17 protein-coding genes are annotated in these 13510 nt (G+C 69.4%); 10 read left to right on the forward strand and 7 right to left on the reverse strand.

Annotated features, from left to right (window positions below; all coding sequences use genetic code 11):
* The first annotated feature begins 24 nt into the window (after positions 1–24).
* Positions 25–237, forward strand: a complete 213-nt coding sequence (locus tag DKM19_RS36370; RefSeq protein ID WP_110702127.1) for a hypothetical protein — start codon at positions 25–27, stop codon at positions 235–237.
* A gap of 118 nt (positions 238–355) precedes the next feature.
* Positions 356–640, forward strand: a complete 285-nt coding sequence (locus DKM19_RS36375; RefSeq protein WP_239513771.1) for a hypothetical protein — start codon at positions 356–358, stop codon at positions 638–640.
* A gap of 204 nt (positions 641–844) precedes the next feature.
* Here the strand turns inward: DKM19_RS36375 and DKM19_RS36380 are convergent, their stop codons facing one another.
* Positions 845–1501: a uridine kinase gene (locus tag DKM19_RS36380; protein ID WP_239513772.1), complete on the reverse strand. Its 657-nt coding sequence runs from the start codon at positions 1499–1501 to the stop codon at positions 845–847.
* 308 nt (positions 1502–1809) lie between these two features.
* Here DKM19_RS36380 and DKM19_RS36385 point away from each other — a divergent pair, with 308 nt between their 5' ends.
* Complete coding sequence (locus tag DKM19_RS36385) at positions 1810–2217, forward strand: isoamylase early set domain-containing protein (RefSeq protein ID WP_110702131.1); 408 nt, start codon at positions 1810–1812, stop codon at positions 2215–2217.
* 151 nt (positions 2218–2368) lie between these two features.
* Here the strand turns inward: DKM19_RS36385 and DKM19_RS36390 are convergent, their stop codons facing one another.
* Positions 2369–3499, reverse strand: coding sequence for an acetate/propionate family kinase (locus DKM19_RS36390; RefSeq protein ID WP_110702133.1), 1131 nt, complete (start codon positions 3497–3499; stop codon positions 2369–2371).
* A gap of 267 nt (positions 3500–3766) precedes the next feature.
* On the opposite strand from DKM19_RS36390, the gene DKM19_RS36395 reads away from it, so the two are divergent.
* The 4 genes from DKM19_RS36395 (at position 3767) to DKM19_RS36410 (ending at position 9192) form a co-directional block, all read left to right on the forward strand.
* The gene (locus DKM19_RS36395; protein WP_110702135.1) at positions 3767–4135 is read left to right on the forward strand and encodes an STAS domain-containing protein; all 369 of its coding nucleotides are present in this window, start codon (positions 3767–3769) and stop codon (positions 4133–4135) included.
* Positions 4136–4552: 417 nt separating this feature from the next.
* A complete protein-coding gene (locus DKM19_RS36400; protein WP_162642028.1) occupies positions 4553–4903 on the forward strand; it encodes an STAS domain-containing protein in 351 nt (116 codons plus the stop codon).
* Positions 4904–5599: 696 nt separating this feature from the next.
* Positions 5600–6253, forward strand: coding sequence for a TetR/AcrR family transcriptional regulator (locus DKM19_RS36405; protein ID WP_204358393.1), 654 nt, complete (start codon positions 5600–5602; stop codon positions 6251–6253).
* Positions 6254–6318: 65 nt separating this feature from the next.
* Complete coding sequence (locus DKM19_RS36410) at positions 6319–9192, forward strand: AAA family ATPase (protein ID WP_110702141.1); 2874 nt, start codon at positions 6319–6321, stop codon at positions 9190–9192.
* A gap of 127 nt (positions 9193–9319) precedes the next feature.
* Here DKM19_RS36410 and DKM19_RS36415 read toward each other — a convergent pair whose 3' ends face one another.
* Positions 9320–9529, reverse strand: coding sequence for an EF-hand domain-containing protein (locus DKM19_RS36415; protein ID WP_110702143.1), 210 nt, complete (start codon positions 9527–9529; stop codon positions 9320–9322).
* A 155-nt stretch (positions 9530–9684) separates the two neighbouring features.
* On the opposite strand from DKM19_RS36415, the gene DKM19_RS36420 reads away from it, so the two are divergent.
* From DKM19_RS36420 to DKM19_RS36430, 3 genes are all read left to right on the forward strand, one after another.
* Positions 9685–10167 (forward strand): GNAT family N-acetyltransferase, encoded by a 483-nt coding sequence (locus DKM19_RS36420; RefSeq protein ID WP_110702145.1) that lies wholly within the window; start codon positions 9685–9687, stop codon positions 10165–10167.
* A 342-nt stretch (positions 10168–10509) separates the two neighbouring features.
* Positions 10510–11595, forward strand: a complete 1086-nt coding sequence (locus DKM19_RS36425) for a lytic polysaccharide monooxygenase (protein ID WP_110702146.1) — start codon at positions 10510–10512, stop codon at positions 11593–11595.
* 144 nt (positions 11596–11739) lie between these two features.
* On the forward strand, positions 11740–12222 hold the full coding sequence (locus DKM19_RS36430) for a cellulose binding domain-containing protein (protein ID WP_239514512.1): 483 nt from the start codon (positions 11740–11742) through the stop codon (positions 12220–12222).
* Positions 12223–12525: 303 nt separating this feature from the next.
* Here DKM19_RS36430 and rpmF read toward each other — a convergent pair whose 3' ends face one another.
* Genes rpmF through DKM19_RS36450 form a run of 4 tightly spaced genes read right to left on the reverse strand, consistent with a single transcriptional unit; the run spans position 12526 to position 13510 of the window.
* On the reverse strand, positions 12526–12684 hold the full coding sequence (gene rpmF / locus DKM19_RS36435; protein WP_110702150.1) for a 50S ribosomal protein L32: 159 nt from the start codon (positions 12682–12684) through the stop codon (positions 12526–12528).
* 45 nt (positions 12685–12729) lie between these two features.
* A complete protein-coding gene (rpsN, locus tag DKM19_RS36440) occupies positions 12730–13029 on the reverse strand; it encodes a 30S ribosomal protein S14 (RefSeq protein WP_089205812.1) in 300 nt (99 codons plus the stop codon).
* On the reverse strand, positions 13029–13265 hold the full coding sequence (rpmB, locus tag DKM19_RS36445) for a 50S ribosomal protein L28 (RefSeq protein WP_089205813.1): 237 nt from the start codon (positions 13263–13265) through the stop codon (positions 13029–13031). The genes rpsN and rpmB overlap by 1 nt, the downstream gene beginning before the upstream one ends.
* Positions 13265–13510, reverse strand: a complete 246-nt coding sequence (locus DKM19_RS36450) for a type B 50S ribosomal protein L31 (protein WP_089205814.1) — start codon at positions 13508–13510, stop codon at positions 13265–13267. The genes rpmB and DKM19_RS36450 overlap by 1 nt, the downstream gene beginning before the upstream one ends.

Below are 13510 nucleotides of genomic sequence, written 5' to 3' on the forward strand. Positions count from 1 at the left end.
CGAAGGCAGGGGTATGGACTCCGGATGAGTACTCAGGAAGAACTCCAGCAGGTTGATGAGGACCTGGCGAGACTTCGTGCCGAAGCCGCCGAGCTGCGCCGCCAGGTCGGCGAGATGGGTCCGACGGACGCCACCGAGCGATCATCATTGATCAACATGGCCGATCAGCAGGAAGCCCTCAGCGCCGAGCTGGAGGCCCGGCGGGAGGAGCTTCTCAAGCGCCTCGGGGAGGAGTGAGCACACCGTCTCATCCAAGTCGGACGCCGCCACCTGCAGTCCGTCTCATCCGGTTACGTGGCATATCGCGAGGGTAACGATAAGAACGAACCATCATCGGGGGGATGAAATGATCAGCATGCTTCACAAAATGGGCGTGAGGTCCAACGCCATGTACGCGGCCGGCCTCGCGTCGATCGGCCTTTCGGTCGCGTCGTGGCTGACCTCGGAGACGTTGGAGGACGCCGGTAGGGATCGAGCGGACCGGTGGGGAATCTTCATCGGCCAGTGGGCGCCGACCTTCTTCGCGGTGGGAATCGCGCTGCGGATCGAGGAGACCCACACGGACAAGCGGTCCATGGAGCAGGAGACGATCAGCGAGTCCTACAGCGAGGGCAGAATGCCGTCGCGCGCCGGAGTGTAGGCACCGCGGAGAGACGCTCACGGACGGGACGCGTCCCGGCGGACGCGTCCCGTCTCCCGGCAGGCGTCCACTCCCCCGTCCCCGAGATCCGGCCGCCTCGCCGCCAGGGTCTCGGCAGGCGTCCGCTCGCCCCCCGGGATCCGGCCGCCTCGCTCCCGGGCCCAGGCGGATGTCCGCTCTCCCCGGGATCCGGCCTCCTCACCCTCACCGCCGGGTGACCACCGCCGGATGTCTCAGGTCGTCGACCCTGACGACCACGTCGGCGACGCCCGCCGGTGCGACCTCCTCCTCGTATCGCGCGTAGGCGGGCAGCGTCCACCGCTGTTCCGCGGCGGTCCGCCGGGCGAGCGCGCCCGGTGAGAGCCGCAGATGCACGGTCAGGTCGAACGGAAGTCCCCGTCCGAGCAGCAGGAATCCGTCCAGCAGGAGGACCCCGCCCTCGGGCAGGGTGACATAGGGCGCGCGAGTGGCCCTGTCGACGGCGCTGTCCCACAACGTGGGCAGGATCTTTCCCGACCGGCCGGGATCAAGCGGCCCCAGGACCTCGCGCACCAGGGCTCCGGAGTCGAGCCAGTCCGTGTAGAAGGCGTCCGGATCGGTCTTGCCGTACTCGAAACGCAGCGACGCCGGGCGCAGGAAGTCGTCCGCGGACACCCGGAGAACCTCGCGGCCACGGAGGCGGAGCGGGCCCGCCAGCGCGTCCGCGAGCTCGTCGGGTCGCGCCGCCGGCGCGCCGTCGAACGCGACCCGCACCCAGGACTCCCGGGGTGCGGAGGCTATCCGGTCGGCGAGTTCCTCGACCAGCAGCGACGGGGAGATCGGCCGTACGTCCACCCCACCATTTTGGCGGACGGCGACCATGTGGCCGACCCCATCACACTTCCGGTGAAAGGCTCCCGCTCCTCGCCTTGAACCCGTTAACGATCACAACCTGGTCAAGGTCGGACGTACTACTGATCAAAAGTTGGTTTGCCCGGGTTGTCCCGCCGTAGCTGACGGTAACGATCCCTGTGGATCGATCGACGGCTCGGCCGTGACCGAACGTCGGCCTCCCGATCGCGACCCGTCGTGGAGGGCGTGATTCGGGCAGTTGACGTGATCTTCACGTCTTTCCGTCAACAAGATCACGGCGAGCTATCCATGGAGGCAGTCATGTCAGGAGGATTTCAGTGATCAAGCGCGGCAAGCCCACGAAAGACGGGCAGGTCAAAATCACCTTCACCGTACCGAACGACCAGCCTGTGGGCGGAATTTCCCTGGTCGGCAACTTCAACAACTGGGACCCCTACGCCCATCCGATGGAGCGTAAGAACAACGGCACGTACCAGGTGAGTCTCACCGTTCCGTCGCGGGAACCCATCCTCTTCCGCTATCTGGCGGACGGGGGCGTGTGGTTCGACGACGCCGACGCCGACCACCACGACGAGCACGGCGGCCGTCTCAATCCGATGGTCATTGAGCACTCCCCGGTCGAGAACGGCGCGGCCGACGCCATCAAGAAGGCGGTACGGCGAACGGCCGCGCCCAGGCCCGCGAACGGGATGCCCTCGAACGGAACCCGGATGTCGGCCTCGTAGGGCAGAATCCGCCGTCTCCACGATCACCATCCGTGAGGGCGGCCTCCCCCCTCCTCGCCTCCAAGGCACAGGCTCCGGCGGGATCTCCGATCCGAGTTGTGTTCACGGTTCACGGCGGCGCGACCGTCACGCCCCGTCCTTCACCGGGCTCTCAGGAGGGCACCGGGCTCTCGGGAGGGCGGCCGAGCGCGCCGAGCGTGTCACGGGCGAGCTGCAGTTCCTCGCGCGGCCGGACGGTCAGCACGGGCACGATCGCGCCGGGCGCGCTGATCGTCCCGTCGGTGTCGAGATCGGTGCGAACGGGGGGTTCGATCCCGAGAAGCGCGAGCCTGCGGCAGACGGCGTCACGGACCTCCGGCTGGTCCCAGCCGATCTCCCCGGTGAACACCAGCGCGTCCAGCCGTCCCAGGCTGGTCGCGGCGGCGGCGATCTCCCGGCTCACCCGGTGGACGAACACCTCCAGCGCCAGCGCGGAGGCGGGGTCACCGGCCGCCACCAGCTCTCTCGTATCGCCCGACCTGCCGTCCGACAGCCCGAGCAGCCCCGACCGATGCTCCAGCCCTTCGCGCAGCTCCTCGATCGAGAGCCGGGAGCCGGACAACAGCCACAGCAGCATGCCGGGGTCCACGCTGCCCGACCGCTTGCTCATGGGAACCCCCTCCAGCGGGGTGAACCCCATCGAGGTGTCCACGCTGCGGCCCTGGCGGACCGCGCACACCGAGGAACCTCCGCCGAGATGGGTGAGGACGACCTGCAGGGACGCGGCGGACCGTCCCAGAAGCTCCGCCGTCCGCCCCAGCGCCCAGGTGTAGGACAGTCCGTGAAAGCCGTAGCGGCGCAGGCCGTACCGGCGCCTCCACTCCGACGGCAGCGCGTAGGTCGCGGCGCTCTCGGGAAGGGTGACGTGGAAGGCGGTGTCCGGGCAGAGCACGTGCGGGACGCCGGGCAGCCGCCTCCGTGCGGCGTCGACGAGCGCGAGCGCGGGCGGTACGTGCAGCGGGGCGAGGTCCGCGTACTCACGCACCGCGGCCAGCACCGCGTCGTCGGCGACCGTCGGTCTCCGTACGGCCTCACCCCCGTGCACGAGGCGATGGCCGACCGCCACGACGTCACATTCCGGCGCGGCGTCGAGGAAGGCGGAGACGACCTGCTCCGCCGCCTCGGGATCGGGGCTCCGCTCGCTGTGCTCGGTGCCCAGGACCCGACCGTCCCGGACGAGATGGAGCTGAAGGCTCGATGATCCCGCGTTGACGGTGAGCACCGCCGAACCAGTGGTTCCCATGATCTCCGCGTGCCCCCGGCGGCGGCGGGCAAACGAGCCCGCGGGGCGGTGTCGTCACCGTCCGTCGCTCCGCCGGACCACGGAGTCAAGCGGGCGGATATCCCCCGCCGGGGGTTCACCTCACCCGTTGAACTGTCGCGAGCCGCAGGCGTACGGTGGTAATGATTTCCGTCCTTGCGCGCTCCCGTACGGGCGCTGTCTCCAAAACAGCGGTAGACAGCGAAGCATCATGATTCGGCTTTCCGTCACCGTAGACAGCGGGGAAGCATGAACCGACTTTCCGTCATCGTGAGAGATCACCCCCGGTTTTCAGTGGTTTCCCTCGTGGGCGATCTGGACAAACTCTCGGTTCCGCAGTTGGAGGAAGATCTCACGGAGTTGATGGAGCGGGGCCGCGTCTGTCTCATCATTGACGCAACGGATCTGGATTTTTGCGACTCCACGGGCATATGGGTGCTTTTGGCAACTCTGCGTCGCGCCTACGAACGGAACGGCTGGCTGCGCCTCGTCGGTGTTCACGGGTTCCTCGACCGCCTGCTGGAGGTGACCAAGCTGAGGGGGGCGTTCCCCATCGACTCCGATCTCGGCCAGTCGCTGCGGGCGGTCTCCGATCGGAGCATCTCGGCGCTCCAATGAGCCTCCGGGCGGGAATCGACCGCGCGGGGCGGGCTCGACGGGCCGCGCCCCGCCCCGCTTCCGGCCCCGATCCCGCTCCCGTCTCCGGGCTCCTCCCCGGCTCCGGCGCCGCCCCCGGCGAACCTCGGGGACGCCTCCGCTCCAAGGTCGCCGTGACGGCCGAGGGAGAATACCGGCGTGTCGGTGACATCACCGGACCATGGTCGCGTTGTACACTGCGTAATCAGGATGTACACTATGTAGTCAAAGCAGTCAGCCAGCAACGGCACCCCGGACCTTGTGGACGAGAACCGCTCGGTCGAGATTCGGTGGAAGGCCTGGCCTGTCGGCTCGACTCGCCCTAACGGACGCGCAGGTAACGGCTGGTTTCAGCCGGTGGTCTCCGTCCATTGATTGGAGGTCCTGATGGACCTTTCCATGGAAAACAGACTCGACTGGACGATCTGCCGCGTCGCCGGAGAGATCGACATCTTTTCGGCCCACACACTCCGCGAGCACCTTCTCGCCGCCCTGGACCGTCCGGGCAGCCGCCTGCTCCTCGACCTGTCGCGGGTGACCCTCATGGACACCAGCGGCGTGGCCGTCCTGATCTCCACCCTGCGCAGAGCCGCACAGCGCGGTGGCACGCTGCGACTGCTCGCACCGTCTCCGGCCGTCTGCATGGTGTTGAGGGCCACCGGACTGCTCGCCAAGTTCGCCGTCAGCTCCGACCTGACCGGCGCACGGACCGCCGAACCCCTGCCGAACATGCGCCTGATGGCGTCCTGACCCCGCCGTTGACGCTCTAGGATCACGGCTTCAAGGATCCGCACCGATGGCGGGATCCTTGAACCCGGGTTCGGCGGCGGCGTCGCCACCGGCCCGCCCGTCCATCCCGCGCCCCGTCCAGCCTCCGCTCCGCCTCACCCGCGCTCCGCCTCGCCGAATCCCGGCCACGTGACATCCGGCCACGCGGCGCGCGTTCACCGTCTCCGGCCTGCGAACACCGCCCCGGACGACCTCCGCCGGCGACTTTCGGCCCGTAACCGGCGTTCCCGTACGGAACGACACCGGCTCCGCACCTCCGTCGAAGCATCCGGCCGCCGCGTCCCCGTATCCGGCGACGAGAAAAATCGACGCGACAACACGGTGGCGGGCGCCACCGGATCCGGTAGGAGCCTCCGGATCCCGTAAGGCCCGACGAGTGCGCTCCGTTGATCCCATGAGGCCCGATGAGGGCGCCCCGTCCGGTCCGGCGGCGAAATTCACTTTCCCGATCATTGGATTTGATCGGTTTTTAGCTGGATGGCTGTACAGTCAACATTGCATCACCGATGGCTCCCCGATCGTGTCCGTCAACTGGAAAGAAGGTTTATGGCCGGCTACTCGCCACTGAGCCCCCGGCCGGGTGCTGCACGCGAGAATGGCTTCAGGGCGGCTCTCGCCTCGTACGAGCCATGACGCGAGCCAGTGAGGTGGGTAAGAGTGTCGCCACGATCAGCGCAGGCCAACGAAGTGATGCGCGAGCAGTCAAGGGAGAGGATCCTCTCCGCCGCGCTGGAGGTCTTCAGCGAGAAGGGCTACCACAATGCCACGATCTCCGACATCACCGCCCGTGCCGGAGTCTCTCGCGGTCTGATCACCTACTACTTCCCAGGCAAGCAGAATCTCGTGGACAACCTTCTGGATCGTTACATCGACAGCGTGACCGCCATCCTGGCCGTGACGGGCACGCCCGACGAGCGGCTGGCCGCCATCATCGACGGCGTCCTGCTCACGGTGGCCCAGTCCCTGCCCGTGCAGCAGATGACCCTCAGTCTGGTGATCCATCCCTCGACGCACCCGCTCTTCGCGCAGGCGGAGGCCAGGAAGGAAGACGCGGTGCGTCGCCTCGAGGACGGGCTGCGCGAGATGTTCGCGGCCCGTGGCGCGGCCGATCCGGCCCTCGAAGAGGTGATGCTCCGCAGCGTCCTGGAAGGCGTCATCTTCAAGGCCTCCGTCTACCAGGACCAGTACCCCCTCGAACGCGTGCGCCGCCGCCTGTACGAGATGTACGGACTCCCCTCCCCGGACACCTCGGCCGTCCAGGACGACCCCCCGCCGGTCGGCCGCATGCGCGCCCTCCGATCCGGCGAGTAACCGCCCCGCTCCGTACGTGGCGGGACGGCCATCTCCCCTCCCCATCACGTATGGAGATCTGAGCCATGGACGTGCGCTCGCTCAGGGCCCGGCCGACCGGCCCGGGCGGATCCGCCGCGGGCCGGACCGGCAGGACGGCCGACGTCCTGCCCGGCCGCGGCGCCGAACTGACACAGTTGCGGAAGCTGCTGGCCGGCGGACGACCGGCCTTCGTGGTGGTGAACGGAGAGCCGGGCATCGGCAAATCCCGGCTCCTGTCCGCGTTCTCCGCCGCCGCGGCGGCCGACGGCGTCCCGGTGCTCTCGGGCCGGGCCGCGGAGATGGAGGGCGGTGCGCCGTGGGCGCTGGTCCTGGACGCCCTGGACGACGCCGGGAGCCATCCGGAGCTGGCCGCGTACGCCGACTGGCTGCGTGTCAGGCTCGTCGCGCGCACCCCGTCGGTCCAGGACGGTGACCAGATCATCGGCGTGGAGCGGCACAGGGCGCACCGTCAGGCCCGTGCCCTGCTGGAGGCACGGGCCCTGCCGTCCGGCCTGCTGCTCCTGCTCGACGACGTGCACTGGGCCGACGCGGCGTCCGCCGAGCTGATCGACCATCTGGTACGGCACCCGCCCCGGGCGACCGTCACCGTCCTCACCTCCCTCGCGGGGCTCCTGCCACCGGTGCTGGAGCGTTCGCTGGCGAGCTCCCCCGCCCCGGTGACGCGGATGTCCCTGGGGCCGCTGTCACCGGACGACTCCGAATCGCTGCTGCCTGGGAAGCGGCCCGCCTACCGGCGCCGCCTGTACGAGATCGGCAGGGGCAACCCGCTCTACCTGGAGATCCTGAGCCGGCTGCCCGAGCGTACGGTCAACGAGCTGCGCAACGCCTCGGGGGGCGAGGACTGCGGGCGGACGGAGCTCGACGCCCTGATCGCCAGAGAGCTCGAAACGCTCGGAACGGCTCTGGCCACGGTGGTCCAGGCCGCTTCCATCACCGCCGACGCGCTCGATCCGGCGCTGGTCGCGTCCATTGCCGAGATGCCGGAGGACGACGTCCGGGTGGCGCTGGACGGGCTCGTGGCACGAGATGTGCTACGCGTCACCGCCGGGCGGTTACGGTTTCGCCACCCCCTGATCCGAGCCGCCGCGTACCGCATGGCGGGGCCGTCCTGGCGGATCGCCGCCCATCGCCGCGCGGCCGACCACCTGGCCCGGCAGGGCGCGCCGCTGTCGCTACGCGCCGAACACCTGCTGCACGGGGTACGGCCGGGCGACGCCACCGGGGCCGACCTGCTCGCCGCGGCCGCGCTGAACTCCGTGGACATCGCCCCCACGACCGCGGCCCGCTGGCTGCGCGCCGCCCTGCGGGCGCTGCTCGACGACCCCGAGCTCGCGGAACGGCGGGCCGGGCTACGGCTGGAGCTGGCGAAGGCGCTCAGGCTGTCGGGCCGGTTCAACGAGGCGCGGACGATCCTGCACGAGCTCGCCACCGGTGACGGCGCGCACCGGTACACCGCCCTGGAACGGCTGGGCGCCACGGAGCGGGCACTCGGCCGCCTGCCCGAGGCCCGCGCCCTGCTCGGCTCCGAGCTGGACAGGACGCCCGGCGCAGGGCCCGGTGTACGGAGCGCCCTGCTGGTGGAACTCGCCGCCGTCGACATGCTGCGGGGAGACTGGCGCACCGGGGCGGAGCTGGCCTCCGAGGCGCTCAGGTCGGCCGGCTCCGGTGGCCGGAGCGGGCTCGCCGTCGTCTCGATCGCGCTGCTGGCACTCGCCGAGCTGTACCGGTGCCGGTTCGGCAAGGGCCGCACGCTGCTGGAGGAGGCGCGTCGGCGCGCCGACGCGCTGACCGACCCGGAACTCCGCGCCGACCTGGGGCTGATGCCTCCGCTGGCCTGGGCCGAGTTCCTGGTGGACGAGCATCACGACGCGCTCCGCCACGTGGAGCGCGGGCTGCGAATCGCACGCCGGCACGGGCATGACGACGTGGTGCCGCAGCTCTACGCGGTGCGGTCCGTCGTGCACGCCCGGCTGGGAATGGCTCCCCAGGCGCTGGCCGACGCCGAGGACGGGGAGGAGATCGCCCGGCATCTCGACAGCGCGGAGATGCACGCCTTCGTCCTGGCGCTCAAGTCCCGGCCGCTGCTGTGGCGGGCCGGCCCCGCCGAGGCCCTTCCGCTGGTGACGGACCTGCGGGACCGGCACACCCTGCGCTCCATGTGGTGGCGGAACATCGCCGACCACGCCATGGCGGAGGTGCTTCTCCTCGCCGGTGACCCCGCCGGATGCCGGGACCTGCTGGCGGCGAGGCTCAGTCCCGACCCCGAGGGGCTCGGACCCCATGCCCCTTCGGTGTACGCGCTGCGGTCACAGGCCGAGGTCGCCTGCGGCGACCTGGTCGGCGGCTGGGAGTGGTACGCGCGGGCGGCGGCGGTCGCGGAGAGAGGCGCGCCGCGCGCCCAGCTGGGCTCCGTGGCCCGCGCCAGGGCCGTCATCGCGCAGGCCCGCGGTGATCATCCGGCGGCGACGGCCGCGGCCCGGTACGCGGTGGACTGCTTCGCCGCGGAGACCCTGCCGATCGACGAGGGCCTGGCGCGGATACTCCTCGCGGAACTCACCGCGCTACTCGGCGACACCCGCGCCGCGCAGCGCCAGCTCGGCAGGGCCGGGGAGCTGTTCGCCGGGTGCGGCGCGCCGTGGCTGGCGGACCGCGTCGGGCGCGAGCAGCGCCGGGCCGGTGCCCGCAGGACACGCCGGCCCGAGCAGGAGACAGGACTGTCCGGCCGCGAACGGGAGATCGCCGAACTCGCCACGCAGGGGCTGACCAACCGGCAGATCGCGGAGCGGCTCTTCCTCAGCCCCCGCACGGTGGAGACCCACCTCGCCCGGGTGTTCCAGAAGCTGGGTGTGAGCACCAGTACCGCGCTGGCGTACCGGATGGCCGAGGTCTCGAGATGAACGCGTCCGCACCACGTGTACGGGTGACGGCCGGGCCGCCACCCGCACGTTCTCCGTGACACCGCGTTCTCGCCGGGTCCCGCCGAACGGGCCCACGCGCGTCACGCCGTCAAACGGCAAAGGGTCCTCAGGAGACGAGCCGGACGAACTCCTCGAAGGAGAAGCGCCCGTCGTTGTCGGAATCAGCCCTGTTCAGCGACCCGACGGCGTCGGCCGGCAGGTCGGGGAAGTGATCGGCGAACTCCTTCTCGGTGATGAAACCATCACCGTCGGTGTCAAGGGCGGCGAATGCCTGCCTGAGCTCCGTCAACCGCTCACCGGTGGGTTCCGTCGACATGATGATCCGCCTTCCTCAGCAATCCGCACTCGATCAACAGATAACCTACGGCAGCCATCACCTTTGCGGCCATATAACCATGACCAGGGACTTTTCATGGCAAACGGGGCTTTCGCCTGCGCGGCCCATCGACCCCGAGTGCCTAGACTTCGAGCATGATTCGCCCCGCAACGCCGGACGACGTCCCGGCGATCATCGACATGATTCGTGGACTCGCGGAGTACGAGAAGGCCCTGGACAAGGTCGAGACCACGGCGGAACAGCTCCACGACGCGCTGTTCGGCGCCTCCCCCGCCGTGTTCTGCCACATCGCCACCGACGGGGACAGGGTCGCGGGGTACGCGCTCTGGTTCGTCTCCTATTCCACCTGGCGCGGCAAACACGGAATCTATCTCGAAGATCTCTTCGTTCACCCCGATCACCGGGGACGCGGGCACGGCAAGGAACTGCTCATCGAACTCGCCGGCATCTGCGTGGAACGTGATTACGGCCGGTTCGAATGGGCGGTTCTCAACTGGAACACCCCGGCCATCGAGTTCTACCGCTCTCTCGGTGCGGCGCCCCTCGATGAATGGATCACATACCGGATCACCGGATCGGCGCTTGATAAACTCGCCGCCGCGGAGAGCACCCGGTAGACCCGGCCGCAGGCGGGGGGTCGACCCCGCGACGACTTCATACAGGACCAGCCCAGGCACCGTTTGGGCCGGTCCTTTTTCTTTTCCGTACGGCCCACTCCTCCCCCTGCCGCACCGGGGGATCCGGACGCCCGTCGACCGTGAATCTTTCATCTCCCACAGCCGCGTCAAACCCTTTCTGAACTGCGCCGACGGCCCGGATAATCCTCCCGCGAAAAGCGTGCCGTTTACACCCGGAGAGCGGCAATCTAGAGTCCGTCTCGCGTGAGCGCTTCACTGCCATTGATCAGCAATTCGTCATACCTCGAAAGGGAAGTCAATTCTGTGAGAAAATGGCGAAGGATGGCTGTCACCGGTGCGGTCGCGTTTATGACCGCGCTGCTCGCCGTCGTCCTCATTCCTAATTCGGCTTCGGCGCACGGCGCCATGATGACGCCCGGCAGCCGGACCTTTTTCTGCTGGCAGGACGGTCTCTCGCCACAGGGCAACATCGTTCCCATCAACCAGGCGTGCTCGGCGGCCGTGGCCCAGAGCGGGGCCAACTCCCTGTACAACTGGTTCAGCGTGCTGCGGTCCGACGGCGCCGGGCGGACCACCGGGTTCATCCCCGACGGCCAGGCGTGCAGCGGCGGCAACCCCGGCTACAGCGGGTTCGACCTTCCGAGTTCGAACTGGCCGGTGACCCACCTCACCTCCGGGGCGAACATCCAGTTCAAATACAACAAGTGGGCCGCCCACCCCGGCTGGTTCTACCTCTACATCACCAAGGACGGCTGGAACCCCAACCGGGCGCTCACCTGGGGCGACCTCGAGACTCAGCCCTTCCACACGGCCGATCACCCGCAGAGTGTCGGCAACCCGGGCACCAACGACGCCAACTACTACTGGAACGCCACCCTGCCCTCGGGCAAGTCCGGCCGCCACATCATCTACTCGGTGTGGAAGCGGTCCGACAGCGCCGAGACGTTCTACAACTGCTCCGACGTCGTCTTCGACGGCGGCAGCGGCCAGGTGACCGGCGTCGGCCGAGGGGGAACCACCACGCCCCCGCCCACCACCCCGACTCCGACCCCGCCCACCACCCCGACCCCGACTCCGACTCCGACCGTCACCCCGCCCCCGACCGGCGGCGGCGGATGCACCGCCACCTACCGGACCACCGGCTCCTGGTCGGGAGGCTTCCAGGCCGAGGTGACGGTGAGCAACCCCAGCTCCTCCAGCATCAACGGCTGGACGGCCAAGTGGACGCTCGGCAGCGGTAGTGCCATCAACAGCCTGTGGAACGGCACCTTCACCGCGTCGGGAGCCAACGTCACCGCCAAGAACGCCGACTGGAACCGGACCTTGGCGGGTGGTGGTTCGACCACATTCGGATTCACCGCCTCGGGGACCAGCGGGTCTCCGACCGTCACCTGTACCAGCCCCTAGGAACCTCCGGTCTCGGCCGGTGCCCGCCTGGCACCGGCCGAGACCACCGTCGTGTCACCCGTCGTGTCCTCGCGGAAGGGAACCCCGGTGCCGTCCGGAAAGAAGATCGCGCCACTGCTGGGCCTCGTGTCACTCGGGGCGGCGGTGGCCCTCATCGCGGCGGCATGTGTCGGCCAGGGACCGCAGGTCCGGCACGGCGGGACGCATCCGGCGGCACTCGCCACCGCCCACCCGGCCCACCCGGCCGGCTCCCCCCTCCCCACGGCCTCCGCCCCTCCGGCCGCCTCGGCTCACTCCACGGCCTCTTCGGCCGCCTCCGGATCCGGATCCAGATGTAAGGCCACGGTCACCCTGGTCGAGTCCTGGCCGGGCGGTTACCGGGGCTCGGCGACGATCAGCAACACCACCGACCGGCCGATGCAGGGCTGGTACATCCAGTGGGTCCAGCCGATGGAAGCGACCTTCACCCAGGCCTGGAACGGCACCCACATGCAGAGCGGCCCCATCGCGATGATCCACGCTCCCCCCGAGAAGCCCTCCCTGCCCGCGGGAGCGACCGTCTCCGACATCGGCTTCGTGGGCGCCGCCGCCACGCCCCCGACCTTCACCGAGATCACCTGCGGCTAGTGGAGCGTCTCCGAGCCTTGGCCGGGTTGTTTCGGGGGCAGGTGCCGTTGCGGGTCACGGGGAAACCCGGTCAACGTTGTGCGCAGCGCCACCGGGTCCACCCGCCAGATGTCTGCGACCGGCCCGAATCGATGGTGTCCGAGCCGCTGTCAGCGGCGTTCGGCCTTCGCACGGATCCGTGCGCGAGCGCCCCCGGGACGAAGGCCTCCGCGCGGGCCGTACAGGGAACGACCTCCGGACAGAGGCATCCCCGCGCCCGATGATCGGACGCGGGGATCGCATGTGGGCGGGAAGGCCCGGCCGTCAGATGAGACCGCGATGGTAAGCGCGGATGAGCGGACGCGGGACGAGAAGCCGCTGTCCGTTCACGACGATCGGGACGAGGTCGGGGACCTTCGCCTTCCACTGGGACCTGCGGTGGCGCGTGTTACTGCGGGAGGTCTTCCGCTTGGGAACTGCCATGTCGTGCTCCTACCAGCCGGACGTGGGGACTGCCATGCCGTGCTCCTACCAGCTGGACTTGGTGACGCCGGGAAGCTCGCCCCGATGGGCCATCTCGCGGAAGCGGATCCGGGAGAGCCCGAACTTGCGCAGATGCCCGCGGGGCCGGCCGTCGGTGGAGTCGCGGTTGCGGACGCGGGTGGGGCTGGCGTCGCGTGGCTGACGGCCCAGCTCCTTCGCGGCTCGCGCCTTCTCCTCCGGCGTGCCGGTCCTGAGGGTCTCCTTGAGCTCGGCCCGGCGCCCGGCGTGGCGGGCCACGACGATCTTCCTGCGCTCGTTGGCCACGATCTTGCTCTTCTTGGCCATCAGACCCTCTCCCCCCGCGCCCGCATGCGGGCCATGGCGGCGTCGATGCCGATCCTGTCGATGGTCTTGATCCCACGGGCGCTCAGCGTCAGCCGTACCGAGCGCCCTTCGGTGGGCACCCAGTACCGCCGGGACTGGATGTTGGGGTCGAACCGGCGCCGGGTGCGCCGGTGGGAGTGCGAGATGCGGTTGCCGAAAACCGGCGCGACCCCGGTGAGCTGACAGTGGGCGGACATCAACGGCTTCCGTAGCGCTGCTTGAAGCGCTCGACGCGACCGGCGGTGTCGAGGACGCGGCCCCGTCCGGTGTAGAAGGGGTGACTCGCCGAGGACACGTCCACGTCGACCAGCGGGTAGACGTTGCCGTCCTCCCACTCGATGGTCTTGTCACTCGTGACGGTCGAGCGGGACAGGAAGGCGAAGTCCGCACTCGGGTCGCGGAAGACGACCGGGCGGTAATCGGGGTGAATGTTCTTCTGCAT

The sequence above is a fragment of the Streptosporangium sp. 'caverna' genome (assembly GCF_003203775.1).
GTDB lineage: Bacteria > Actinomycetota > Actinomycetes > Streptosporangiales > Streptosporangiaceae > Streptosporangium > Streptosporangium subroseum.